This window comes from Mycobacterium sp. (assembly GCF_049278535.1).
Lineage (GTDB): Bacteria > Actinomycetota > Actinomycetes > Mycobacteriales > Mycobacteriaceae > Mycobacterium.
This window is the reverse complement of record NZ_JBAPMI010000211.1, coordinates 18,003-41,656: the sequence shown is the minus strand read 5'-3', so window position 1 is coordinate 41,656 and position 23,654 is coordinate 18,003. Positions and strand designations below refer to the sequence as shown.

Below are 23,654 nucleotides of genomic sequence, written 5' to 3'. Positions count from 1 at the left end.
GTGAGCATCCCGGATTTCGCCGCGCGTCCCCAGCTTTCCGAAGATGTTGCGCGCTATGTCCGTAAGCGGATCTTCGACGGCACGTACTCCGCGGGCGAGTACGTTCGACTGGATCAGCTGGCGGCCGAACTCGGGATCAGCGTGACGCCGGTACGCGAGGCGCTGTTCGAGTTGCGCGCCGAGGGCCTACTGGCCCAGCAGCCACGCCGTGGCTTCGTCGTGCTTCCCGTCACTGAACGCGACCTTGCCGACATCGCGAATCTGCAGGCTCACGTGGGTGGTGAGCTCGCGGCCCGGGCTGCGGTTAGCATCAGCGACGACCAGCTTCGCGAACTCAAGGGAATCCAGGCCGAGCTCGAGCAAGCGTACGCGGGCAACGACATCGAGCGAACAGTACGGCTCAATCACGAGTTTCACCGGGCCATCAATGTCGCTGCCGAGTCGCCGAAGCTTGCGCAGATGATGTCGCAGATCACCCGGTATGCGCCGGAATCTGTGTTTCCCACTATCAGCGGCTGGCCCGATCAGTCGATCAAAGACCACCGCCGGGTGTTGACGGCGCTGGCCAAACACAACAGCGATCTGGCCCGTAAAGCGATGTCCGATCACCTTGCCGCCGGCGCCGCTCCGCTGATCGACCACCTGGCCGAACACGGAGTCGTCGATCCGACCTAGCCAGGCCGCACGTTCGCCGCACTGAGCAAGAGCTCGCGCAGCCGCCGGACATCGACCTTGCCGGTTGGGCCTCGTGGAATCATGTCGTCCGAGTCGGCGAGCAGCCAGACGCTCGGCACTTTGAAGGCGCTGAGCAGCGCACGGGCCGATTCGCGGAGGTGTTCGGCGCTGGTCGCGGCGGTATCGCACACCACGACCGCACCCACCCGATCACCTTGTGCATCAGTGAGATTAGTGACGAAGGCGGTGTCGACACCGTCGATGTCGCGCAGCGCCTGCTCCACTTCGGTCGGATAGACGGTCGCGCCGCTGACCTTGAACATGTCATCGGATCGACCGTGGTAGAAGAGGAAGCCGTCTTCGTCGAGTCGGCCAAGATCGCCAGTGGAGTAAAACCCATCGGCGGTGAACAGCTCATCGCGCCGGCGCCGGCATATCCCGCGCAGGGTGTGTGGCCCCCGAATCTGAATCATCCCAATGGCTCCGGCTGCGACTGGATGTCCGGTGTCGGGATCAACGATACGGACCTCCATGCCCTCGAACGGCTTGCCGCAGCTTCCCCAGGCCGAGGGGGGCATATCGGTGTCGGCACGGTAGCCGCAATAGGGCCCGAAAGCTTCTGTCATGCCGAATAGGGTTGCACGGGAACCAGGTTGGGCACGTTGCCTGGCCGGCAGCAGCGCTTCCAGACTGCCCGGCCGCAGCGCGGACAAGTCTGCGCGGGCGCGGTACGGATGGCGAGCTAGCGCTTCGGCCTGATCGGGCCAGCCGCGAAACAACGTCACCCGTTCGCGCTCCAGCAGCAGCAGCGTGGTGTCCGGCTGCGGGATCTCCTCGGTGACCAGAGTCGCGCCGGCCACCAGGGTGGAAAGCACTCCGCTGCCGAAGCCGCCCACCCAGAAGAAGGGCATCGGTAGATACAGCCGGGTGTCGGAATCGATGCAACGGCTTGCCAATCCGGACCGGACAGCGCCTAGCGCACTGCCGTGTGAGTGCACCGTCCCTTTGGGTGCGCCGCTGCTGCCGGATGTGAACATGATGACCATCGGATCGCTCGGCGTCACCGTTGCGGACAGGGCGTCGACGAGAGGGCCGGTCGTGTCGGCGGTGGGGGCATCCGGTAGTCGATCGGCCGCCCACACCTGGCGCAAGGCAGGAAGTTCAGGGCCCTGCGGTGTTGTGCGCAGATCGCGAACGCCCAGTGCGGTTCGCAGGTCGTCGAGGTAGCGGTGCCCGCGGAATTCTTCGACGCTGATCAGGGCCTGTACCGAGGCGGTCCGCAGCTGGGCAATCAATTCCCGCGGCTGCAGCAGCGTGCTCAACGGCACCAGCACAGCACCGATCCGGGTGAGCGCGATCGCGATCTGCACCCAACGCACGCCGTTGGGCATGATGAGCCCGACCCGGGTGCCCTTCACGACACCGGCGTCGACGAACGCCGCGGCCAAATCATGTGTGGTGACGTCCAGTTCGCGGTAGCTGAGCCGGCAAGAGGGGTCGATCACTATCGGCTTGGCGTCGTCATGCGCCGAGCGGTGCCGCACCAGATCGTCGACTGTGTCAGGCATCGAACAGCCTTTTCAGTTGCTGCACATCGGCTTTCCCGCTGGCCAACAGCGGGACATCGGCTGGGGAGATCGCCGCGAATCGGCGCGGGATCTTGTATGCGGAGAGTTCTGTTGCGAGCTCGCGTCGTAGCTCCGACTCATCGAATTTCTTGCCGTTGTCCAGCGCGACGACGGCAGCGACCACCTGGCCGCGCTCGGGGTCCGGGAGCCCGAATACGTAGGCCACCGCACTACCGGCGACCTTCGCGATCGCCTGCTCGACTTCGGCCGGAGACACGTTGGCGCCGGCCGTCTTGATCATCGAACCGCGGCGGCCGATGTAGTAGACGAATCCGTCGTTGTCGGTGGCGGCCAGGTCGCCGGTGTGCAGCCAGCCGTCGGCGTCGAAACATTCTTCCCGGCTGCGCTTGTAGTAGCGCTGCATCAGGCATGGCCCGCGGATGCATAGCTCGCCGAGCGCCCCGTCCTCGACCGGCATACCGGTGACGGGGTCGACGATCTTGGACTCCAACCCTGGTGCCGCCTGGCCGAAGGACCCACGTCGATGCTCGGGCTGGTCGGTCTCGTCCGCACTGATCAGCACCACGCTGCCGGCCTCGGTAAGCCCGAGCATGTTGTGCCGCAACTCGGGGTCGACCGGTCTTACCTCAGGAGCCATGATCGGGTACAGGTTGCCGCGTCGCATCGACGACAGGTCGCGTCGTGCGAAACTCGGATGCTGCGTCAAATGCCTGACCGCGCCCGCGAATCCGTTGGTGATGGTGGGCCTTTCGGCCTCGAGCAGATCCAGCGTCGCGCCGGCGTCCTCGGTGTTCGAGCACACCAGCGATGCGCCGGCGATCAGGGTGGCCAACAACGCGAACCCGAATCCGCCGATCCAGAAAAACGGCGAATTGCAGAACAGCGTGTCCGCCGCGGTCAGGCCGCGGATCGAGTTGAGGTTTCGTTGATGATCGAGGAGTGCTGCGTGGGTGTGCAGCACGCCTTTGGGCGCCCTGGTGGTGCCCGAGGTGTAGACAATGGCCAGTGGATCAGAGCCGTCGACATCGTTTTCCATTGCCGAGAGCAGCGGCTCGTCCACGGTGTCGGCCAGTCGGCCGGTTTTCGAAGTGTCGAAGATGACCTGACGCAATTGCGGTGCGGCGACGTCGAACAGCCGATCATCGGAGTCGAGACGGCAGCCCGGTAGCACCTCGGCAAGCCGTTGCACGTAGTCGTGGGCCCGATAAGACGCTGCGCTAAGTAGGAATTCGGTGTCGCTGTCGACGAGTTGCTCGCGTATCTCGCGTGCGGTGGCGAACGTGGAGAACGGCACCACGACGGCACCGATTCGCGCGGCCGCCAGCATGCCGACGACGAACGCGACGCCGTTGGGGTAGAGCAGTCCGACGTGGCTGCCCTTACCGGCACCGAGACTCACGAGTCCGCGAGCCAGCCGCCCGGAAAGCCGGTCGGCTTCGGCGTAGCTGATGCGTTCGGAATCGCAGATCAGTAGTGGGTGATCGCCCCGGCTGCGGGATTGGATGCGCAGTACTTCAGCGACGGTGGGTGATTCACTCGACATGGTCGCCCTGGGCGGTCGAGAGCGCGTTGTCGAAATGGCGCCGGACCTCGCCCAGATCGGGCTTCCCGGACGGCGTTCTCGGAAGATCGGCGACAATCGCGATGTCGGTGGGGATCTCGTAGCGGGCTAATCTGCTCCGCAGGTAGTCGAGGAGTTCGGCGGCGTCCGCCGATGCAGGTGCGCGCAGTTCCACCATGGCGACCGGTGTTTCCCCAAGGCGGTCGTCGTTGCGCGCGACGACAGCGGCGCCCGCTACCGCGGGGTGGCTTTCCAACGCGCTGCGCACATCGTCGGGTATCACTTTGAAGCCGCCGCGGATGATCGCCTGGTCTGCACGGCCGACGATCCACAGAAAGCCGTCGGCATCGATGCGCGCCGTGTCCGTGGTGCGCATCCAGTCCGCGGAGGGTCCCAGTTGGGCAGGTTTTACCTCCAGCAAGCCGATCTGGTCGGGTCCGAGCGCACTACCGTCGTCGCTGACCACCCGCAATTGCGCCCCGGGGTTGGCACGGCCCACGCTGCCACGCTTGGCGCGCCAGTATTTCTGGTGGTCGGCCAATGTCCAGCTCGCCACCCCGCCGCCGAATTCCGTCGCGGCATAGGAAGTCAGAACCGGTATTCCATACTTCTCGGTGAAGGCGTCGGAATCCTCGGGAGACAACGGCGCGGTGCCTGATGTCACGGCGCGCACGCTCGCCAAATCCTCGCGAGATAAGTCGGAGTGCAACACCATTCGTAACGCCGTCGGCACAAGCGAAACCGCGCGCGGCCGATGCGCGCGCACCGCTTCGGCCCACCGGCTGAGCTCGAATCGCTCCAGCAACACGAAGCGTCGCGCCTCGGCAATGCATTGCAGGATTCGGAACACCCCACCGATGTGCACCAGCGGTGAGTTGACGATAGCCACACCGTGGCGCAATTCCGTTGGCGGCGTTGATTGAGCGGCCTCACGACCCATCACGCTGTGCGCCAGCATGTCATAGGTTAGGTCCACGCGTTTGGGCGGTCCAGTCGTTCCGCTGGTCAACATCCGCACCGCGACCCCGGGTCGCTCGTGGTACTCCCGAGCCGGCTTGGTAGCAATCCATTTCGGCTTGGCGACGAGATCTGAGATCGATACCAAGGTGGTGGCAGGCGGCTCGCCGAGCGCGGCGAGATCGGCTGGTTCACCGATGATTACCGGCAGCGCAAGCTGATCGACATCGGCTTTGACGCGCTCGTCGCCACGGCCAGGGTTGATCACGACAGCGGTGGCCCCGCGGCGCAGCACCCCCAGCAGCGCGGCAACGTGCGCGGGGCGGTTGCGTAACAGAATGCCGACCTGAGGTTGGTGAGTGCCGATCAGCGAACTGATCTGTTCGGCGAGTTCGCGAAGCTGTCCCCAGGTCAACCATTGACGGTCGTATTCCACCGCCGGCTCGTCGGGCTGCAGACGAAGCACATCGTCGATGCGCTGACTGAGCCGATGTGTGGTCATCGAATTCGCGGGTCCGACGCGCGACGGTCGCCACGCTTAGCCAATTCGGCGGTGCCGATCGGGTTTCCAAGCCGGGTGTAGATCAGCCCTTGGTCCAGTGCTGCGCGGTAGGGCTTGTCGAGCGATTCCCAAATCGCTTTGACGGTGCCCTGAGTCGCGGACGGCGGGTTGGCCGCAATGGTCGCGGCGATCTGGTGGGCGCGTGACCACAGGTCCTCGGGGGACACCACTTCGGACACCAGGCCGATGCGAAGAGCAGTGTCGGCGCTGACCCGCTCGTCATTACCCATCAACGCGATTCGCAGCGTTTCGCCCAGACCGATCCGGCGCATCAGCCCGACCGGCTCCAGTGCGCACACCAGGCCGGCCGATACGTGGGAGTCGAAGAACGTCGCGTCGGTCGAGCAGATGACTACATCGGACTCGTTGACGAAGTAGAACGCACCGGCCGTGCACATGCCCTGCACGGCGCACACCACCGGCTTCCACATCTTCTGCCACTTAGGGCTGAGCGCCTCGCCGGGATCCTCGTGATTCCAGATGTTTTCGGGCTGCCCATAGGGCGTCTTGACATCAAGGCCTGCGCTGAAGGCCCGGCTGCCGGCTGACCGCAACACGACGGCGTTGACGGAGTCGTCCGCCTTGACGATGCGCCACGCCTCGGCGATCTCCTCGCACATGGCTCGGTTGAAGGCGTTGAGTTGAGCGGGCCGGTTGAGCGTGATCGTCGCGACCCGGTCGCCACGGTCTACGTGCAACTCGATGGTTTCGAAGCTCATCGACACTGCCACTCCGGTGGGCGCTTCTCCATGAACGCCCGAGGTCCTTCCAGTGAGTCCTCGGTGTGCAGATTGCGTTCGCGGAATGATTCGGCCAACATCTCGGCTTCGTGCAGTGGTAGGTCCAGGCCCTTGAGGATCGCCAGCCGGGTGCCCCGGACGGCAAGCGGCGCATTCAAGTTGACGATGTCGGCGATCTCATGAGCGCGTTCCAGCAGATGGTCGTGTTCGACGATCTCAGTGATCATGCCGAGCTCGTAAGCTCGCTGCGCACTCATCCGTTCGTGCTTGCCCACCAAAGCCATGCGCAGGGCAGTGGACCGGGGGAGCACGCGGGCAACCCGGACCAGCTCGCGCGCGGCAACCAGCCCGATGCTGACGTGCGGGTCGAAGAACGTCGCCTTATCGGAGGCGATCACGATGTCGCCAGTGGTCACCCAGTCCAGACCTGCGCCACAACACAATCCGTTGATCGCGGCCAGCACCGGCTTGGCCATCGTGCGAAACGGTGGGGTGCCTTCTTGTGGCGCCTCCCACTGCTCATAGCTGGACAGATACGGTCGCTCGTTGATCACCTTGCCGTCGCCCGGGATTGCCTTGACGTCCGCGCCGCTGCAAAATGCCCGCCCGGTGCCGGTGACGATGAGAATCCATACATTGTCGTCGGTTTCGGCCGCGTCGTAGGCGCTACGCAGTTCGGTGATCATGTGAGGGCTGAGCGCATTGAGAGCGTCGGGCCGATTCAGAGTGATCGTGGCCTTGTGTCCGTCCACCTCGTACTTGATGGTGTCGTATGACGGTGCCGAGCTTGCTGACATCAACGTTCCTTGTTGCCTAGTGGGGATGGGTATCGATGCCGGTGGTCATCGGCCTTCAAACCTCGGCGGACGTCGCTCGCGAAATGCGGCCAGGCCTTCCTTGAAATCGGCCGTTCTGCAAGAAAGTTCGAGGCTGAACAATTCCTGGGTCATCGCCTGGCTCAATGTCGCGTGCTGGCTGTAGTTGATGGCCTGCTTCGCGAACCCGAGGGCGACCGTAGGCCCGGCGGCCAAGCGTGCCAGCAGGGCCTCGGTCACGCTGTCCACATCGGCCGGCCCAACGGCTTGGTGAATCAACCCCCAGTCGGCGGCATCTGTTGCGCTGACTTTGTCGCCGAGCAACAGCATCCGCTTCGCACGTGTCAGCCCGACCAATCGGGGAAGTAGCCAGGATGCACCCGAATCAGGACTGAATCCGCGCGCCGCAAAAGGCTCCCAGAACACCGCGTCGTCCGCTGCTACGGTGAAATCCGCGGCGAGCGCCAGGTTGCAGCCGAGGCCGACTGCGAATCCACGCACTGTGCAGACAACCGGTAAGTGGACGTCGTGGATCAGCTCGACCAGGCGGTGCGCGGCGTGGGGTGTGCGCCGAAGGATGTCGCCGGTACGAGGCCGCTGCTCGCTGCTGCTGTTGGAGGCAACCCAGTCGGCGCCGGAGCAGAAGTCGCCGCCCGCACCGTGAATGTGGATGGCCCGCAGCGAGTCATCGACGGCAGCGTCGGTCAGAATAGCGACAAACTTCTCGATCATGCTACGGCTCAACGAGTTACGTCGCGATGGCCGATCAAGGGTGATCCGCAGGATACCGCCGTCGTGGCTCGTCGTGAGAGAGCCGTCAGCCGCTGAAGAATCCGCGTTCTGACTCACCGACGAATCCGCCCTTCCCTGCCGATACGGTTCCCTCTACAGTAGGCAAGACAATTGCTTCGCTGTATAACTTAGCAAGGAAAGCCGCGCTACGGAACAGAAGCGTCGGGAAGAGGTGGTATGGGCGATTACCAGGCGGCGGGCGTCCCGGCGCGGCCCGACTCGGGGTCAGCCCGGTTCGGCGAAGCGCCGCTCACCCAGACTGTCTTTGCGGCCGGGGCAATCCGTCGGCTCAGCTCGTTGCTGCTGTCGTTGGAACATGCGCACCCCACGGTCGATGCGATCATCGCGCAGATCGGCGACTGGGAAGAGGAGCTTGCCGCAGCGGTGCCACCGGACAGCGCGCCGCGGATCGGGGACGACGACGGTACCCGGCGGGTGTATCTCGATCACGCGACAGACATCGGCGCGTTCAACCCGTGTTTTCCCGAGTACCGCTTCGAACACCTGGACGGTGAGACCGCTTTGGGCAGAGTCGCTTTCCCGGTGGTGTACGAGGGTCCGCCGGGGTTGGTCCACGGCGGATTTCTCGCGGTGTTCTTCGACTGTGTCATGCAGCATCAGAACTGCGTCGCCGGGCTTTCCGGCAAGACCCGAGGGCTGCAGGTCACCTTCCGGCGGCCGACGCCGGTACTGACCGAATTGCGCTTCGACATCGTCCGGTCGCAGGAGGAACGTGGTATCACGTCAACGGGCCGACTGCTGCTCGACGAGCAGGTGCTGTGCGTCGGTGAGGTCACGACGCTGGCATTGCGTCCCGAGATGCTGACCGGGCATCGATTCGGCAAGCGACGAGCCGAGAAGACCTGACATGGCAGGACAACGGTTTCGTCAGCCCCGCGTCGCTGAGCTCGTGGCCTCTAAGTTGCGCGAAGACATCTTGTCCGGTCGCCTGAAAGAAGGAGACGTCCTCCCGTCGCAGGAAAGCCTGTTCGCGGAATTCGGCGTGAGCCCGCCGGCGTTGCGGGAGGCGATTCACATCCTGGAGACCGACGGGCTGATTTCGGTACGCCGCGGCAATGTCGGCGGGGCGGTGATCCATCACCCGACCGTCGAACGGACCGCCCACATGCTCAGCATGGTGTTGCAGACCAGGGCAGCCACCCCGGTGGACGTCAGCGAGGCGCTGGTGCATCTCGAGCCGATCTGCGCCGGGATGTGTGCCGCGCGCGAGGACCGGATGACCGAAGTTGTCCCTTATCTGCAGGACGAAATCGATATTCAGACAGCGCAATTCGATGACATGTCGCGGTACGTGCCGAATGCCCGCAGGTTTCACGAGACGCTGGTCTCCCGGTGTGGCAATGAGCCGATGATCCTGTTGATCGGATCGTTGGAGCTGATATGGTCGGCCCACGAGTCGGCGGTGTGGAACGGCCATGGCGAACCGGCGCCGATGGTGGACAAGACCAGGCGTGCGGCACTGCGCGATCATCAGCGTCTGCTCGACGCGATCTGCGACGGCAATGCCGCCCGCGCGGTACGGCTGGCCCAAGATCACTTGGCCGCGGCGCGCCGCAACACGCTCGCCTTCGGCACGGACCACACCATCGAGGCGAAGCTGATGTCGGATCTCGACGCACGACTGGACCCGCGCCCGGAGTACAACGGCCGGCCGAACGGCAGGAAGGGATCGGTATAGATGACCGTCTCAGAAAGCGGCGACGGCCGGGTGATCTTCGAGATCGATCCGGAAAAGCGCATCGCCACAATAACCTTGAACAATCCCAAGCAGCGGAACTCGTACGACGCGACCATGCGCGAAGCCGTCGCCCGGTGCCTGGATCGTGTCGCGGATGACGACGATTTGACGGTGGTTCTGCTGCGTGGAGCAGACGGTGTGTTCAGCACCGGCGCGGACATGAACAACGCCTACGGTTGGTACGGCGAGCGCGGTTCAGACGAGCCGGCGAACGGCGAAACCCGCTCGGCCAAGTCCCGTCCCAGCCAGCGCCGCCGGCTTACGGTCGATCGCAAGTCGTTCAGCTTCTACCACAACCTGATGGGCTTTCCGAAGGTCACCGTGGGGGAGATCAGCGGCTACGCACTCGGCGGTGGCTTCGAAATCGCCCTGATGACCGATATTTCCGTGATCGCGCGCAATACCAAGATCGGTATGCCGGCCACCCGTTTCCTTGGGCCGGCGCTGGGAAGCCTGCACATGTTCTTTCATCGACTAGGGCCGGTGCTCGCCCGACGTCTGCTCTTGACCGGCGACATCATCGATGCCGCGGCGATCGAGCAGCTCGGAATCTTTACGGAGACTTGTGATCCCGGCCAGGTGACCGTGCGTGCCCGGTATTGGGCGGAGAAGGCCGCCAAGATGCCGGCCGACGGGGTCGTCATCGCAAAGGAAGCGTTTCGACTCGTCGAGCAGAGCCAGGCATATCAAGGGGAGGAAGTCGCGAGCTACCTCTTCCACGCGTTCGGCACTAACCTGCAGTTCGCTCCCGGCGAGTTCAATTTCGTCAAGACGCGTGCGCAACACGGCACCAAGGAGGCGTTCCGGCTTCGTGACGAGCACTTCAATGTGCCTGAGCCACCGAAAGACTCGGCGCCGTGATTATTATTGCCGCGACGTCTTGGCTCGGCCGGTCGAAGGCGACTTGCGCTGCCGTGACGACGTCGGCTTAGGCCGACGGCCGGCCGACTTCGAATCCTGCTCGATCAGCCGGCTGGCGTGGTCGAGAATGCAGTCCAAGCCGTATTCGAAGTTGTTGTCGTCGGGCGCGCCGATGTGATGACCTTTGGTGGTCATCTGGGCCAGCAGCGGGGTGGTTTCGGGATCGATGACCATCGCGTCTTCGATTGTGCGACCGCCGTTTTCCGCCGCGTGATTCTTCTCCTGGAGCCGGTGCAGTACCACCGACCCGCGGACATGCACCGACACCGCGGAATACGTGTCGAAGGCCTGTTCCGGCGACAGCCCAGCCTCGACCAGTCCGGAGATCGCTTTCTCGATCTCCTGGACGCCGAGTCGAGCGGCCCTCGGGCTGAGTGCGGACCTGATCAGAATCAGATCGCACAGGATGGGGTTGCCCATGAAGGTTTTACGCATTGAACGGGCGTGGTTGCGCAGCGTCTCGCGCCAGTCGGTGGCCTCGACATACGGGGTGGCGAATACATATTTGCGCAACGCGCGATCGGTCATCGCGTTGAGCAAGTCGTCTTTCTTGCGGAAGTACCAGTAAATGCTCGTGACGCCGACGCCGAGGTGTTTACCGAGAAGCGGCATGCTCAGGTTGTCGATCGAAACCTGCTCTGCGAGTTCGAACGCGCCGCTGATGATGTCGTCGGGATTGATGGACCCACGTTCGCGCCGCTGACGCTTTTCGGCGGTTGCTTGCTTAGCCACTGCGTGCACCTCCATCCCGTTCAACGCTGCGTCAGATCGTTCCGGCTTCGCGGCCGGCGGGCTCGAATCTACCGCTAGCTGCCGATTGATCTGCAGTTACGCCGCCGTGTCGCCTTCCCCGCTAGCTACTGTAATACCTATCGTAGGCTTTTTGATACGCATAGCGGCAAGCGAAGGGCAACCCGGTTATTTGCCATCCATCTAGGGTCGGCGAAGACCACTTCCGTCGTCGTTGGCGGGCCGGGCGACATCGGTGGGCGTCGACGGCCGCGATCCGTATCGACTGATGGAAGCCAGCGCCGAATACTTCGGGCATCCCGATCATCTGCTCCAGGCAGGTCTGTCGGACGAAATGGGTTCGGTGGTGGCGTGTTTGGCGTCGCGACGCAGCTCGTACCCGACCGGGGCGAACGTCAATGTCGACACTGGCTCTGACTTTACCTAGCGGGCGAGGCGGGTCGGATTTTCGGCTGTTGGCGCGGCGTCTGAAGGCCCTTCGCGGCAGTTGCAGAATGCAGTACCGATAGGTATACAGTATGCGTACAAGCTGCAGTGAAAGTTGCCGCCTGAGCTCCCGGGAGGATGCTCGATGAGCACCGCCGGCGACGATGCGGAGTGCCGCGATGAGAAGGAGTGGCGCAGATGAGCACCGCTGACGACCTCGTCGCCGATTCCGGCCAGGCCGAGGCGGTGATCTACGAGGTCACTGCAACCGGTGTCGCGGTTCTGACGCTGAACCGGCCGGATCGACTCAACACCTGGGGCGGAGACATTGCCACCGCGTTCTACGCGGGAATAGAGCGCGCCGAGGACGACCCGGACGTTCGGGTGATCGTTCTCACCGGTCGCGGCAAGGCATTCTGTGCCGGCGCCCAGCTGGGTTCGATGGGTAACGTGGCGGAGTCGATCGATAAGACCGACGAGGGCAAGTTGGCCAGCCTGGTCGGGGACCGGCAGCCGCATCATCTGACCACGTTGGGTAAACCGGTCATCGCTGCCATCAACGGATCCTGTGTCGGCATCGGCCTGACCCAGGCGCTGATGTGCGACGTCCGGTTCGCGGCTGCAGGTGCGAAATTCGCCGCGTCGTTCGCCCGCCGTGGATTGATCGCGGAATACGGCGTTTCGTGGATCCTGCCGCGGTTGACCGGCTGGGGCGTCGCACTTGATCTCTTGTTGAGCGGCCGGACTTTTCTGGCCGATGAGGCGGCGCAGCTCGGGTTGGTCAAAGAGGTCGTGCCGCCCGACCAGCTGATGACGCGGGCCATGGCCTACGCCGAGGACATCGCCCAAAACTGTTCCCCGGCATCGATGGCCATCATCAAGCGGCAGGCCTACGGCGATGCAATGCGTGAGGTAGCCGACTCCAGCGCGCTCTCCGAGGCCTTGCTGCAGCAATCGCTGAAGCGTCCCGACGTCATCGAAGGCATCACCAGCTTCCTGGAAAAACGCGCTCCCAGCTTCCCCGGGCTAAGCGCTTCGGCTGAATCTTTCAATACCGGAAAGGATGATCATGAGCAACTTGGGTTATAAGGCCATCGACGTCGACAATCATTACTACGAACCGCTCGACGCCTTCACTCGGCACCTGGACAAGAAGTTCCGTAGGCGCGGGGTGCAGATATTCCAGGACGGCAAGCACACTCAGGCGATCATCGGCGACCGGGTCAACCGCTTCATCCCGAACCCGACCTTCGACCCCATCATCAAGCCGGGGTGCTTGGATTTGCTGTTCCGCGGTGAGATTCCAGAAGGCGTCGACCCCGCATCGTTGATGAAGGTCGAGCGCCTCGAGCAGCATCCCGAGTACCAGAAACGCGACGCACGCATCACGGTGATGGATACCCAGGGCATCGAAACTGTGTTCATGTTGCCGACATTCGCGTGCGGCGTCGAAGAGGCGCTCAAGCACGACGTCGATGCGACGATGGCCTCGGTTCGCGCATTCAATATGTGGCTGGACGAGGATTGGGGTTTCGACCGGCCCGACCACCGGATCATTGCAGCGCCGATCATCTCGCTGGCCGACCCCGCCGGTGCGCTCGACGAGGTGGAGTCCGTTCTGGCCCGCGGCGCCAAGCTGGTGCTGGTGCGCCCGGCTCCGGTGCCCGGCGTCGTCAAGCCGCGCTCGTTGGGCGATCCCCTGCACGATCCAGTGTGGGCCGCGTTGGCCGAAGCCGGAGTTCCGGTCGGATTCCACCTCAGCGACAGCGGCTACCTCCAGATAGCCGGGATGTGGGGCGGCAAGTCGACCTTCGAGGCATTTGGCGGCTCAAATCCGTTGGACCAGATACTCGTCGACGACCGCGCGATTCACGACACGATGGCCGCGATGATCGCCCACGGCGTGTTCACCCGTCACCCGCAACTCAAGGCGGTCAGCATCGAAAACGGATCGTACTTCGTGCACCGGTTGGTCAAGCGGCTGAAGAAAGCGGCCAACAATCATCCGAAGCTGTTCCCAGTGGACCCATTGGACCAGTTGCGCAATAACGTCTGGGTTGCGCCCTACTACGAAGACGATCTGGCCGAACTCGCCGAGGTGATCGGCGTCGAGAAGATCCTGTTCGGATCGGATTGGCCGCACGGCGAAGGATTGGAGAACCCGGTCTCGTTCACCGAGGAGCTGGCCGGCTTCAGTGCTGCGGATATCCGTAAGGTGATGCGCGACAACGCATTGGATTTGCTCGGCGTCAAAGTCGGCTCGGCGGCATGAACGCTGCAGGCCCCGAGAACCCATGAGCGAGTGGACCATAGGTGCGGTCCTGGATGTGATCGCCGAGGTCATTCCCGACCGGGCGATCACCGTCTGCGGTGATCGCCGGAGGACCTTCGCCGAAACCGCGGACCTCACCCGGCGGCTGGCAAACTATCTTGCGGCCAACGGCTTCGGAGCTCATCGGGAGCGGGCGACCCTGCAGAACTGGGAGTGCGGGCAAGACCGCATTGCCCTGGTCATGCACAACGATCTCTACGCCGACATGGTCATCGGTTGCCTGAAGGCGCGCACCGTTCCGGTGAACGTCAACTACAACTACACGCCGCTCGAAGTTCGGGAACTGCTCGATTACGTGCGGCCCCGTGCCGTCATCTATCACAAATCGCTGGGCGCCAAGTTCGCCGATGTGTTGCCTCCGGATAGCGCCGATCTGCTGCTGTCGGTTGACGACGGAAGCGATGCCCCCGAGCTTCCCGGTGCGGTAACCCTCGATGACGCGCTGGCGCAAGGGAATACCGACCAGAACGTCACCGGGTCACCCGATGATCTGTTGATGATCTGCACCGGCGGCACCACCGGTCGCCCCAAGGGCGTGCTCTGGCGCCAATCCGACATCTACGTGTCGTCGATGGTGGGCGCCGACCATGCTTCTGCCGAAGAGATCCGGGACAAGGTGAGCCGCAACGCCGGATCGCCCTGGTTCGCTGTGTCACCGTTGATGCACGCGGCCGGCATGTGGACGGCCTTCGCGGCGATCATGGCCGGCCTGACCGTCGTGCTCTACGACACCAGCAAGAAACTCGACCCGCAACTGGTCTGGCAGACCGCGGAGCGCGAAAAAGTGGGCATGATGACGATGGTCGGGGACGCGTACGCCGCGCCACTGGTCGCTGAGTTGCGCCGCGGAACCTACGACTTGTCCTCGCTGGCCGCGATCGGTACTGGTGGTGCCGCAACGAATCTCAAGTACCAACAAGCGCTGTTGGAGCTACTGCCCCAACTCACGCTCATCAACGGGTACGGGTCATCGGAAACCGGCAACATGGGATTTGGACACAGCCGGTGCGACACCCGGACCGACACGTTTACCTTGCGGGAGGGTGGATTGGTGCTGTCCGAGGACTACACCCGCTTTCTTTCCCCCGGCGATCGGGGTATCGGTTGGGCCGCCAGGGTGGGCCGGATTCCGTTGGGATACCTCAACGATCCCGACGCCACCCGCAAGACCTTTCCGGAGGTCGACGGTAAGCGGGTGGTGATATCGGGCGATCGCGCCGCGCTGGAACAAGACGGAACGCTTCGGCTGTACGGCCGCGATTCGCTGGTGGTCAACACCGGCGGCGAGAAGGTGTTCGTCGAGGAAGTGGAAGAAGTACTGCGCGCGCATCCGGATGTCGCTGATGCGTTGGTTGTCGGCCGGCCGAGTGAACGTTGGGGTGAAGAGCTTGTCGCCCTGGTCCAACCGCGAGACGGAGTCGCCGCGGTACCGGAATTGCTACACGCCTACTGCACCTCGCAGCTGGCCCGGTTCAAGGCACCCAAAGAGTTCATCGTCGTCGAGCAAGTCCATCGCCTCGGCAATGGGAAGGCCGACTATCGATGGGCGAAAAGGCAAGCGACACAGAAAGCGCCGATGTCGACATGAACGCAAGCCGTGTGATTGATTGCCTGGTCAACGTGCACTTCGGTGAGACCGAGAAGCAGCCCACGTGGATGGTCAAGGTACGCGACGACTACTTCAAGGGCCCGGAGTCGATGTTCGCACCGGTCGATTTGTCCGCTCTGCTCGATGAGATGGACGCCCACGGCGTGCGCAAGGCCGTGCTGATGGATAACCTCGCGAAGCCGTCGGTAACGGCCCGCAAATTCGTCGAGGCGAAGCCGGATCGGTTCGCACTGGCGATGGGCGGCGTCAATCTGCTGCGGCCGATGCCGTCACTGCGGGAGCTCAGCGCGGTGGTCAACGATCTTCCAGTCGCATATACCGCTGTGGGGCCGAGCTTTTGGGGCGACGGCCAGTATCCGCCGAGTGACGCGGTCTACTATCCGCTGTACACCAAATGCGCCGAGATCGGCCTGCCGTTGTGCATCAACACCGGCCTACCCGGCCCGCCGATCCCCGGGGAAGTGCAAAACCCCATCCACCTCGACCGGGTCTGCGTACGGTTCCCCGAGTTGAAGCTGTGCATGATTCACGGTGCGGATCCATGGTGGGACATCGCGATCCGGCTGCTGATCAAGTACCAGAACCTGCGCTTGATGACGTCAGCCTGGTCTCCCAAACGGCTACCGGAGAGCCTGCTGCACTACATGCGGACACGCGGACCCGACAAGGTGATCTATGCGTCGGACTGGCCGGTGTTGAAGATGCGTCGCGTGGTGCCCGAGGCGCAGGCGCTGGACCTGCCAGCAGATGTCATGGAGAACTATCTCTACAACAACGCGCACACTTTCTTTTTCGAGGGCCAGGAGGAGCACTGACCATGGATCGCTATGAACTCCGCAGACTTGACTACAGCCTGACCGATGACCATCAGGCGCTGCAGGCTGCGTACCGCGACTTCTTCAAGACACACTGTTCGATCGAAACCGTGCGTGCGGCAGAGGAATCCGGCTTCGACAAGAGCCTCTGGGAACGATTGTGTGGAATGGGCGCGACGACGATGGCGTTGCCCGACGCCGTCGGGGGGGACGGTGCGACCCTCGTCGACCTGACCTTGGTCGCCGAGGAGATCGGTCGCTCGTTGGCACCCGTGCCGTGGATCGACCATGTGTGCGCCGCGCGGCTGCTTGCCAGGCTGGGTTCAGCGGAACCCGATGTCGTCAGCGGCAAGCAGCTCGCAGCACTCGATCCACAGCACGACGACATGAGTGGGAGGCGGCTCATCCCGACCGGATCGATCGCGGATCACATCATTGTTCGCGATGGTGAGGACGTGGTGCGGCTCGGATTCGCCACCCGGCCGGCAAAGGTGGACAACATCGGTCGACTCCCGATGGCGTGGGTCGATCCGGCTGCTGCGGACACCAGTGTTGTGTTGGCGAGCGGTCCGGAAGCGTTGACGGAATATCAACGAGCGCTGGATGAATGGCGAGTCCTGATGGCCGCGGCGCTGACCGGGCTGGTTGAAGAGACGATGACCATTGCGGCGGAGTTCGCCAAGACCCGCTACACGCTGGGTGTGCCGATCTCGACCTTGCAGGGCATCTCCCATCCGCTGGCCAACATTGCGATCACCGTGCAAGGCGGACGCAACCTGACGCGGCGTGCTGCCTGGTTCCTCGACAACGAGCCCGACGAGCGCCGCGAGTTGGCGCCATCGGCGTTTGTGTTCATGGCCGAGGAAGCGTCGAAGGCGGCGACTATGGCGGTACACGTGCAGGGCGGCCTTGGCGTCTCAGCGGAGGCTGCCGCGACCGCGTATCTGGTGCGCGCCCGCGGCTGGTCGCTGGCCGGCGGAGATCCGGGGGCCAGCGCCAGATACATCGCCGAGCTTGTCGCCGCACGCGAAAGTCGTTGAGGAAAGGACACATAGGTGGATTTCTCCCGAGTCACGCTCGCGGACGACGACCAGACTTTCCTGGACGAGGCCCGCGACTTTCTGACGACGCACGTGACCGATGATGTCAGGCGCCGCGACCGCGAAACCGGTGACAACTTCGACGAAGGTGTCCATCTGGCGCTGGGCGCCGCCGGTTACCTGGAAGGCGAATGGAAAGGGGCAGCCGAGGGCGGCTTGACCCGGGTTCGCCGTCGCATCTGGGAATTGGAGAAGCGCCGGGCACACGTTCCCTGGGTGACCTGGGGGACCACCGCGATGGTGGCGCGTTCGGTGGCGAAGTTCGGCTCACCGGAGTTGCAGTCCGAAGTCATGCCAAAGGTTTTCAGCGGCGAAGTTCGGCTGTGTCTGGGCTACACCGAACCTGAAGGCGGCTCCGACATCGCGACATGCAAGACCCGCGCCGTCCGCGACGGTGACGGCTGGATCGTCAACGGCTCGAAGATGTTCACCACCGGCGCGCACAAGAGCCAGTACGTCTTCCTGATCACCAACACCGATCCCGAGGCTCCAAAGCACAAGAGCCTGACCATGTTTCTGGTACCGCTGAATTCTGTGGGTATCGACATCCAGGGGATTCGCACCGTCGACGGCGACCGCACGAACATCGTCTACTACAGCGACGTTCGGGTCGACGACAAATACCGGCTCGGCGAGGTCAATGCGGGCTGGACGGTGCTACGCGAGCCGCTCAACACCGAGCACGGCGCCGTGGCTGCCGCACCGGATGGGTTGCAGGACGTCTCGATCATGATGCACCAGGCCGGGTTCATGGCCTATGCGTTGGACAAGACCGCAGCCAAGGTCGGGGAGCGGGATCCCAACGGGCACCGGCTTGTCGACGACGAATCGGTGGCATACCGGTTGGGCCGCAGCACAGCCCGGATCGAGGCGGCACTGAGCGCGCCGAGCATCTTCGGCCGGGTGGCGATCGCTCAGACTATGCGCGACGTCTCGCCCGAGTTGATGGATATCCTCGGTACCGCGTCGACGTTGCCTCAGGGTACGGACGGTGCGGCCGACGATGGTGCGTCGGAGTACGTGTACCGCTTCGCACCGTTGGTCGGGATCTATGGCGGCACCCTCGAGGTGTTCCGCAACATGATCGCGCAGTACGTGCTGGGCCTGGGAAAGCCGAATTATTCGGCGCCGAAGAAGGTTTCGTAACGAGCCGAGTGTCGCGTGGTCAGGTGGTCAAGATAGTTGCGGCCGCGGTTCCGGGCGCACCGTAAACCTGGGCGAACCCGACTCGCGGAGTTCCAGGAACCTGGCGTTCACCTGCCTCACCGCGAAGCTGACGCACCAACTCGTGCATCTGCCGCAAACCTGATGCGCCGATCGGTTCGCCGTTGGCGATCAATCCACCGTCTGTGTTGACCGGCATAGTGCCGTTGATCTCGGTGGCGCCGTCCGCCAGTAGCTTCTCCTGCTCGCCGTCGGCACAGAACCCCGCCTCGGCCATGTGGATGATCTCCGCCCCGGCGTCGGTGTCCTGTAGCTGGATCACGTCGACGTCCCCGGGCGCCACACCGGCCTTCTCGAATGCAGCCGTGGCGCCGTAGACGGTCGGCGAGACGTCCTCATCGACAGGCGCGTACGTGGTGTTGACCTCGTAGGCGCCATAGCGGCGGGTGCGAACCTCGACGGCCCGTACGTACACCGGTTTGGCGGTGAACCGGTGCGCGATGTCGGCGCGGCACATCACGACCGCGGCGGCGCCTTCGTCGGGAGCGCAGAACATGTACTGAGTCAGGGGGTAGTTGAGCACCGGCGAGGCCAGGATGGCCTCTTCGGAAATCGGTTTGCGCCGAAAGGCGTTGGGGTTCAACACCCCGTTCCGGTAGTTCTTCGCGGCGACCTTGGCCAGCGTGCCCGTGGAGATGCCGTGGTCGTGGAGATACCTGTTGGCCTTCATCCCGAAGAACTGGGTGGTGAGGTATTGACCGTTTTGGGCGTACCAGCTCGGCATGCCCACCAGCGCCGGATCCTCGGTGAAGGCCCCGCGCGGATGCTTGTCCATACCGATCGCGATGCCGATGTCGTAGTCACCCAACCGGATACCGTCGGCACACGCCTTGGTCGCACTGGCCGCGGTCGCGCATGCGTTGAACACGTCGGTGAACGGAATGCCGGTGAGGCCCACCATGCCGACGATCGCGTCCGGGTTGGCCACCGTCCAGCTGCCACCGACGGCGAATTGGATGTCTTTCCACTCGACACCTGCGTCGGTGAGTGCAAGTTGGATGGCGTCAGCGGCCATCTGCATCGCAGACTTGCCTTCAAAGCGGCCGAAGGGGTGCAGGCCCGCACCGATGATGGCAACGTCATTCACGCTATGGCTCCCTTGCCGCAAAGGTGACCGGGAGTGCGGTGGGCGAGCGGAAGGGCTGGCCATAGATGTGCGGATCATCGTCGGTGACGAGTTCGATGTCGGTCACTCGGCTCAGCAGACATTCCAGCGCTACCCGAGTCTCCATGCGCGCCAGGTGTAGACCCAGGCAGGTGTGTTCCCCTGCGGCGAAGGAGATGTGTGGGGTTTGTTTGCGGAAGATGTCGAATTCTTCGGGCCGTTCCCAGCGATGCCCGTCGCGATTGGCCGAGCCGATGCACAGGTCGACGGCCGATCGTGCCGGTATCGTAATACCTTGCAGCACAGTGTCTTCAGTCGTGAATCGCTGAACCGTCGTCAGGGGTGTCTCGAAGCGAAGCCCCTCTTCGATTGCTTGCGCGATCAACGTGTGGTCATCGTGGACCGCGGCGAACTGCTCGCGATGGGTGAGCAACAAGAACAGCAGGTTGCCCGAGGAGCGGTAGGTGGTTTCCAGTCCGGCCGGAAGCAACAGGCGCAGGAACGAGTAAATGGCTTCGTCGCTGAGCTTTTCGCCGTCTATCTCCGCGGTGACCAGGTCGCCGATGATGTCGTCTGTCGGTTCGGCTCGGCGCTGCTCGATGAGTTCCAAGAAGTAGTCTTTCAGCGCGGCAGAGGCCTCGAACGCGCGCTCGTACTTGACGGTGTAGTTGATCAACTGGACCGCACGGCGGCGAAAGGTCGGCAGGTCATCGGCCGGCAGACCTAGCAGCTTCGCGATGACGCGGGTCGGAAACTCAAAAGTGAAATCGCGGACGAGGTCCGCGTGCCGGGTATCGATGAACTCGTCGATCAGCGCGTCGCAGATCGGCCGCACAATCGCCGGTTCCCATCGGGCAAGCGCCTTGGACTTGAACGCCGCGGACACCAGATTGCGATGTTCGCGATGCTTCTTACCCTCCATCGCCAAAATTGAGGGACCGATGAACAGCCCGATCGTGTTGTCGTAGTAGGTCGAGCTGAAGATCTGCCCGTCGCGAAAGGCGGTATTCACCGCCTCGAACGACATGGCAGCGAAGGAGTTCTTGGGGCGCAGCGATTCTGGTGTTTTGGAGTAGTCGACCACGGTTCCGTGGAACACGCCGCCGTCGTTGCGCTTCTCAGCGAAGTATGGATATGGATTACGGATGAAGTCGGCGGGTTTGTCGTCGTCGACGGCGGAGGGCCGAAGTTGACTTTCCACAGCTGCGCTCCAGCCTCGTCGATCGGATTGACGTCCTGCCGCATGATCGTACTGTAAATATTACAGTAGCGTACATCGGCTGAGCGGATCGCCGTGGCCTATCGCGGCCGTGGCCGCATCGGCCGGCAGGCAGGAGGGCTGAACAGTGAACCCGACCAGGCCCGCAATCGTGTCCACCACTGGGAAGGCCGCCGCGGGCGGCCGGCCGGAGGCGCAACACCCAAGAATGGTGGAGATCGGAAATGAAGTTGGACGGCCGCATTACAAGTCGAAGCGCTGGGGCGCGCAAGCGGTCCAAGGCCTATCGAGGCGTCGCATTGGAGGGCGGAGTCGCCCGCTGGTACGACGCGAGGGCCCAGAAGGCGCGAGCCGAAAAGCAGGCGTTGGCCCTGCGGGTGGCCGAACTTCTGCCCCCATCGGCACGCGTGCTCGAGGTTGCGCCGGGGCCGGGGTATCTCGCGATTGAGCTTGCAAGACTCGGTGACTACCAGGTGACCGGCGTTGATATCAGCGAGACCTTGCTCGCCATCGCGCGCAGGAACGCGGCTAGAGAGGGCGTAGACGTCGACTTCCGCCACGGCGACGCAGCTGCGATGCCATTCGAAAACGAGGTCTTCGATTTCGTCGTATGCCAGGCAGCGTTCCAGAACTTCGGCAGGCCGGCTGACGCGCTCAAGGAGATCCGGCGGGTTTTGAAGGGGGCCGGCAAGGCTGTGATCGTCGACCTCCGCCGTGATGCGTCTGGCCGGGCCATCAACGATTACGTTGCAACGATCAGTGGTGGCGTGCTGGACTGGCTGACGAACCAGTTGCTCTTCAGGCGCCTCCTGGTGCGGCGCGCTTACTCTCGCGACCAGCTCCAAGAATTGCTGGCAGCAAGCGAATTCTCCGACTTCGAGATCCGAGAAGGTCCGATGGTCCTCGAGCTGTGGGCAACAAAGTCCGCTACCTGATCAATTCCGCTTTCGTCTGGTCAATTCCACGCCGAGCTCGTCGGGCGGCACCGGATGGCCTTTGGCGCAACGGACTTCGACCGACGCGTTGGCGCCGCAATCGAGATGGGTGAGCCGCAATCGGTTGCGGCCGGGCAGGTGGCGCTGACCCCACTGAAACATCGCCCACACCACCGGCATGAAGTCGATGCCGGCCTCAGTGAGTATGTATTCGTCCCGGGTGCGCTGCCCGGGCTCGCGGTAGGGCCGCCGCTCCAAGAGCCCGAGGCCGACCAATTCGGACAGTCGCGCGGCGGCGGCGGCTTTGGTGATACCCACCCGACGAGCGAAGTCATCGAATCGGGTGGTGCCGTAGTACGCCTCGCGCATGATCAGCATCGCGGACTTGGTGCCCAGCGCCGACATTGTTTTCTCAACCGAGCATTCGCCGATCGCCGACCATGCCTCGCGGTCAGCCAGCACGCCTTGCAGGAGTGGCACAGATCACCTCCGTTCTGGGTTGTTCCTGGTATACCTAGGTGTTAGATCTGAGTATAGCTAGTTAAACCTAGCGCGGGACTCAAGGAGGAGTCATGGCATACCAAGATCGAGACGCCGTCATCGTGGGTGCGGTACGTACGCCCGTCGGCAAGGGCAAGGCAAGCGGTGCACTGCACGATGTGCTGCCCGCGGACTTGCTGGCACACAGCCTGCGCGAACTGGTGCAGCGCACGGGAGTGGACCCGGCCCAAATTGACGACGTCATCGCGGGAGCGGTGACTCAGGTGGGCGACCAGGCGGTCAACATCGCGCGCAATGCATTGCTGGGCGCCGGCTTCCCGGAGTCCGTTCCGGGTACCACCATCGACCGCCAGTGCGGCAGTAGCCAGCAGGCGATCAGTTTCGCAGCCCAGGGCGTGATCGCCGGCGCGTACGACATCGTCGTTGCCGCCGGTGTGGAGTCCATGAGCCGCGTGCCGATGGGCACCTCCGTTCTCCCGGGCAGCAACCCGTTCGGTGACGGCATGAAGGCCCGTTACCCGGAAGGTCTGGTGCCACAGGGCATCAGCGCCGAACTCATCGCCGCGCGCTGGGGTTTCTCCCGGGCCGATCTCGACGAGTTCTCCGCCGCCAGCCATGAGAAAGCGGCGCGGGCGACCAAGGAAGGCCTCTTTGACAACGAGCTGGCGCCGATCGCGGGGTTGAGCACCGACGAGATCATCCGGCCGGGCACCACCGTCGAGACATTGTCGGGGCTCAAACCCGCCTTCTACGACCCCGCAGTGGGAGAGCGCTTCCCGCAGATCAATTGGGAGATCACGCCCGGCAACTCCTCACCGCTATCGGACGGCAGCGCCGCGGTATTGATCACCAGCGGTGCGGCCGCCAGGAAGCTGGGTTTGCGTCCGCTGGCCCGGATTCACACCACCACCGTGGTCGGCTCGGATCCGCTCTACATGTTGACCGGCGTCATTCCGGCGACCGGGAAGGTGCTGCAGCGCGCAGGCCTGACGCTCGCCGACATCGACCTGTTCGAGGTCAACGAGGCGTTCGCCCCGGTCGTACTGGCCTGGGCCAAGGACACCGGAGCCGATCTGGCCAAGACCAACGTCAATGGCGGCGCGATCGCCATCGGACATCCGTTGGGCGCCAGCGGCGCTCGCATCATGACCACGATGGTCAATGCCCTGGAGCAACGCGGCGGCCGGTACGCGCTGCAAACGATGTGTGAGGGCGGCGGCATGGCCAACGCCACCATCATCGAGCGACTCGGCTAGAAGGGATCAGT

General features: G+C 63.6%; 22 protein-coding genes and 1 pseudogene. 13 read left to right on the top strand and 10 right to left on the bottom strand.

The window, feature by feature from the left end; all coding sequences use genetic code 11:
- On the top strand, positions 1–675 hold the full coding sequence (locus WAO18_RS14650) for a GntR family transcriptional regulator (protein ID WP_422206979.1): 675 nt from the start codon (positions 1–3) through the stop codon (positions 673–675).
- On the opposite strand, the gene WAO18_RS14645 is transcribed toward WAO18_RS14650, so the two are convergent.
- Genes WAO18_RS14645 through WAO18_RS14620 form a run of 6 tightly spaced genes read right to left on the bottom strand, consistent with a single transcriptional unit; the run spans position 672 to position 7,748 of the window.
- A complete protein-coding gene (locus WAO18_RS14645) occupies positions 672–2,243 on the bottom strand; it encodes a class I adenylate-forming enzyme family protein (RefSeq protein WP_422206978.1) in 1,572 nt (523 codons plus the stop codon). The genes WAO18_RS14650 and WAO18_RS14645 overlap by 4 nt on opposite strands.
- On the bottom strand, positions 2,236–3,807 hold the full coding sequence (locus WAO18_RS14640; RefSeq protein ID WP_422206977.1) for a class I adenylate-forming enzyme family protein: 1,572 nt from the start codon (positions 3,805–3,807) through the stop codon (positions 2,236–2,238). Before WAO18_RS14640 ends, WAO18_RS14645 begins: the two co-directional genes overlap by 8 nt.
- The gene (locus tag WAO18_RS14635; RefSeq protein ID WP_422206976.1) at positions 3,797–5,284 is read right to left on the bottom strand and encodes a class I adenylate-forming enzyme family protein; all 1,488 of its coding nucleotides are present in this window, start codon (positions 5,282–5,284) and stop codon (positions 3,797–3,799) included. Before WAO18_RS14635 ends, WAO18_RS14640 begins: the two co-directional genes overlap by 11 nt.
- Positions 5,281–6,063, bottom strand: coding sequence for an enoyl-CoA hydratase/isomerase family protein (locus WAO18_RS14630; RefSeq protein WP_422206975.1), 783 nt, complete (start codon positions 6,061–6,063; stop codon positions 5,281–5,283). The genes WAO18_RS14635 and WAO18_RS14630 overlap by 4 nt, the downstream gene beginning before the upstream one ends.
- Positions 6,060–6,881, bottom strand: a complete 822-nt coding sequence (locus WAO18_RS14625; RefSeq protein ID WP_422206974.1) for an enoyl-CoA hydratase/isomerase family protein — start codon at positions 6,879–6,881, stop codon at positions 6,060–6,062. The genes WAO18_RS14630 and WAO18_RS14625 overlap by 4 nt, the downstream gene beginning before the upstream one ends.
- Before the next feature lie 45 nt (positions 6,882–6,926).
- On the bottom strand, positions 6,927–7,748 hold the full coding sequence (locus tag WAO18_RS14620) for an enoyl-CoA hydratase/isomerase family protein (RefSeq protein WP_422206973.1): 822 nt from the start codon (positions 7,746–7,748) through the stop codon (positions 6,927–6,929).
- Between the two features lie 120 nt (positions 7,749–7,868).
- Between WAO18_RS14620 and WAO18_RS14615 the strand changes: the two genes are divergently transcribed.
- The 3 genes from WAO18_RS14615 to WAO18_RS14605 are packed head-to-tail and all read left to right on the top strand — an operon-like array spanning position 7,869 to position 10,311.
- Complete coding sequence (locus WAO18_RS14615) at positions 7,869–8,558, top strand: hypothetical protein (RefSeq protein WP_422206972.1); 690 nt, start codon at positions 7,869–7,871, stop codon at positions 8,556–8,558.
- 1 nt (position 8,559) lies between these two features.
- A complete protein-coding gene (locus WAO18_RS14610; RefSeq protein WP_422206971.1) occupies positions 8,560–9,390 on the top strand; it encodes a FadR/GntR family transcriptional regulator in 831 nt (276 codons plus the stop codon).
- The gene (locus WAO18_RS14605; protein WP_422206970.1) at positions 9,391–10,311 is read left to right on the top strand and encodes an enoyl-CoA hydratase/isomerase family protein; all 921 of its coding nucleotides are present in this window, start codon (positions 9,391–9,393) and stop codon (positions 10,309–10,311) included.
- Between the two features lie 3 nt (positions 10,312–10,314).
- On the opposite strand, the gene WAO18_RS14600 is transcribed toward WAO18_RS14605, so the two are convergent.
- Positions 10,315–11,118, bottom strand: coding sequence for a TetR/AcrR family transcriptional regulator (locus WAO18_RS14600; protein WP_422206969.1), 804 nt, complete (start codon positions 11,116–11,118; stop codon positions 10,315–10,317).
- Positions 11,119–11,332: 214 nt separating this feature from the next.
- Between WAO18_RS14600 and WAO18_RS14595 the strand changes: the two are divergent.
- From WAO18_RS14595 to WAO18_RS14565, 7 genes and pseudogenes are all read left to right on the top strand, one after another.
- Positions 11,333–11,548, top strand: a pseudogene (locus tag WAO18_RS14595) (short-chain dehydrogenase); the annotation flags it as partial.
- 197 nt (positions 11,549–11,745) lie between these two features.
- The gene (locus tag WAO18_RS14590) at positions 11,746–12,636 is read left to right on the top strand and encodes an enoyl-CoA hydratase (protein ID WP_422206968.1); all 891 of its coding nucleotides are present in this window, start codon (positions 11,746–11,748) and stop codon (positions 12,634–12,636) included.
- Entirely contained in the window at positions 12,617–13,819 is a 1,203-nt protein-coding gene (locus WAO18_RS14585; RefSeq protein ID WP_422206967.1) for an amidohydrolase family protein, read from the top strand. Before WAO18_RS14590 ends, WAO18_RS14585 begins: the two co-directional genes overlap by 20 nt.
- 22 nt (positions 13,820–13,841) lie before the next feature.
- Positions 13,842–15,467 carry an acyl-CoA synthetase gene (locus WAO18_RS14580; RefSeq protein ID WP_422206966.1) on the top strand — a complete coding sequence of 542 codons (1,626 nt, stop codon included), beginning with the start codon at positions 13,842–13,844 and terminating at the stop codon, positions 15,465–15,467.
- Positions 15,464–16,303: an amidohydrolase family protein gene (locus WAO18_RS14575; protein ID WP_422206965.1), complete on the top strand. Its 840-nt coding sequence runs from the start codon at positions 15,464–15,466 to the stop codon at positions 16,301–16,303. The genes WAO18_RS14580 and WAO18_RS14575 overlap by 4 nt, the downstream gene beginning before the upstream one ends.
- A 2-nt stretch (positions 16,304–16,305) precedes the next feature.
- Positions 16,306–17,343 (top strand): acyl-CoA dehydrogenase family protein, encoded by a 1,038-nt coding sequence (locus tag WAO18_RS14570; RefSeq protein ID WP_422206964.1) that lies wholly within the window; start codon positions 16,306–16,308, stop codon positions 17,341–17,343.
- A 15-nt stretch (positions 17,344–17,358) separates the two neighbouring features.
- The gene (locus tag WAO18_RS14565) at positions 17,359–18,549 is read left to right on the top strand and encodes an acyl-CoA dehydrogenase family protein (protein ID WP_422206963.1); all 1,191 of its coding nucleotides are present in this window, start codon (positions 17,359–17,361) and stop codon (positions 18,547–18,549) included.
- A 19-nt stretch (positions 18,550–18,568) separates the two neighbouring features.
- On the opposite strand, the gene WAO18_RS14560 is transcribed toward WAO18_RS14565, so the two are convergent.
- Positions 18,569–19,714 carry a thiolase family protein gene (locus WAO18_RS14560; RefSeq protein ID WP_422206962.1) on the bottom strand — a complete coding sequence of 382 codons (1,146 nt, stop codon included), beginning with the start codon at positions 19,712–19,714 and terminating at the stop codon, positions 18,569–18,571.
- Position 19,715: 1 nt separating this feature from the next.
- On the bottom strand, positions 19,716–20,933 hold the full coding sequence (locus tag WAO18_RS14555) for a cytochrome P450 (protein WP_422206961.1): 1,218 nt from the start codon (positions 20,931–20,933) through the stop codon (positions 19,716–19,718).
- Positions 20,934–21,175: 242 nt separating this feature from the next.
- Here WAO18_RS14555 and WAO18_RS14550 point away from each other — a divergent pair, with 242 nt between their 5' ends.
- The gene (locus WAO18_RS14550; RefSeq protein ID WP_422206960.1) at positions 21,176–21,886 is read left to right on the top strand and encodes a class I SAM-dependent methyltransferase; all 711 of its coding nucleotides are present in this window, start codon (positions 21,176–21,178) and stop codon (positions 21,884–21,886) included.
- Here the strand turns inward: WAO18_RS14550 and WAO18_RS14545 are convergent, their stop codons facing one another.
- Entirely contained in the window at positions 21,887–22,366 is a 480-nt protein-coding gene (locus tag WAO18_RS14545) for a winged helix-turn-helix transcriptional regulator (protein WP_422206959.1), read from the bottom strand.
- A 92-nt stretch (positions 22,367–22,458) separates the two neighbouring features.
- Between WAO18_RS14545 and WAO18_RS14540 the strand changes: the two genes are divergently transcribed.
- Positions 22,459–23,643 (top strand): thiolase family protein, encoded by a 1,185-nt coding sequence (locus WAO18_RS14540; RefSeq protein ID WP_422206958.1) that lies wholly within the window; start codon positions 22,459–22,461, stop codon positions 23,641–23,643.
- Positions 23,644–23,654 lie beyond the last annotated feature (11 nt).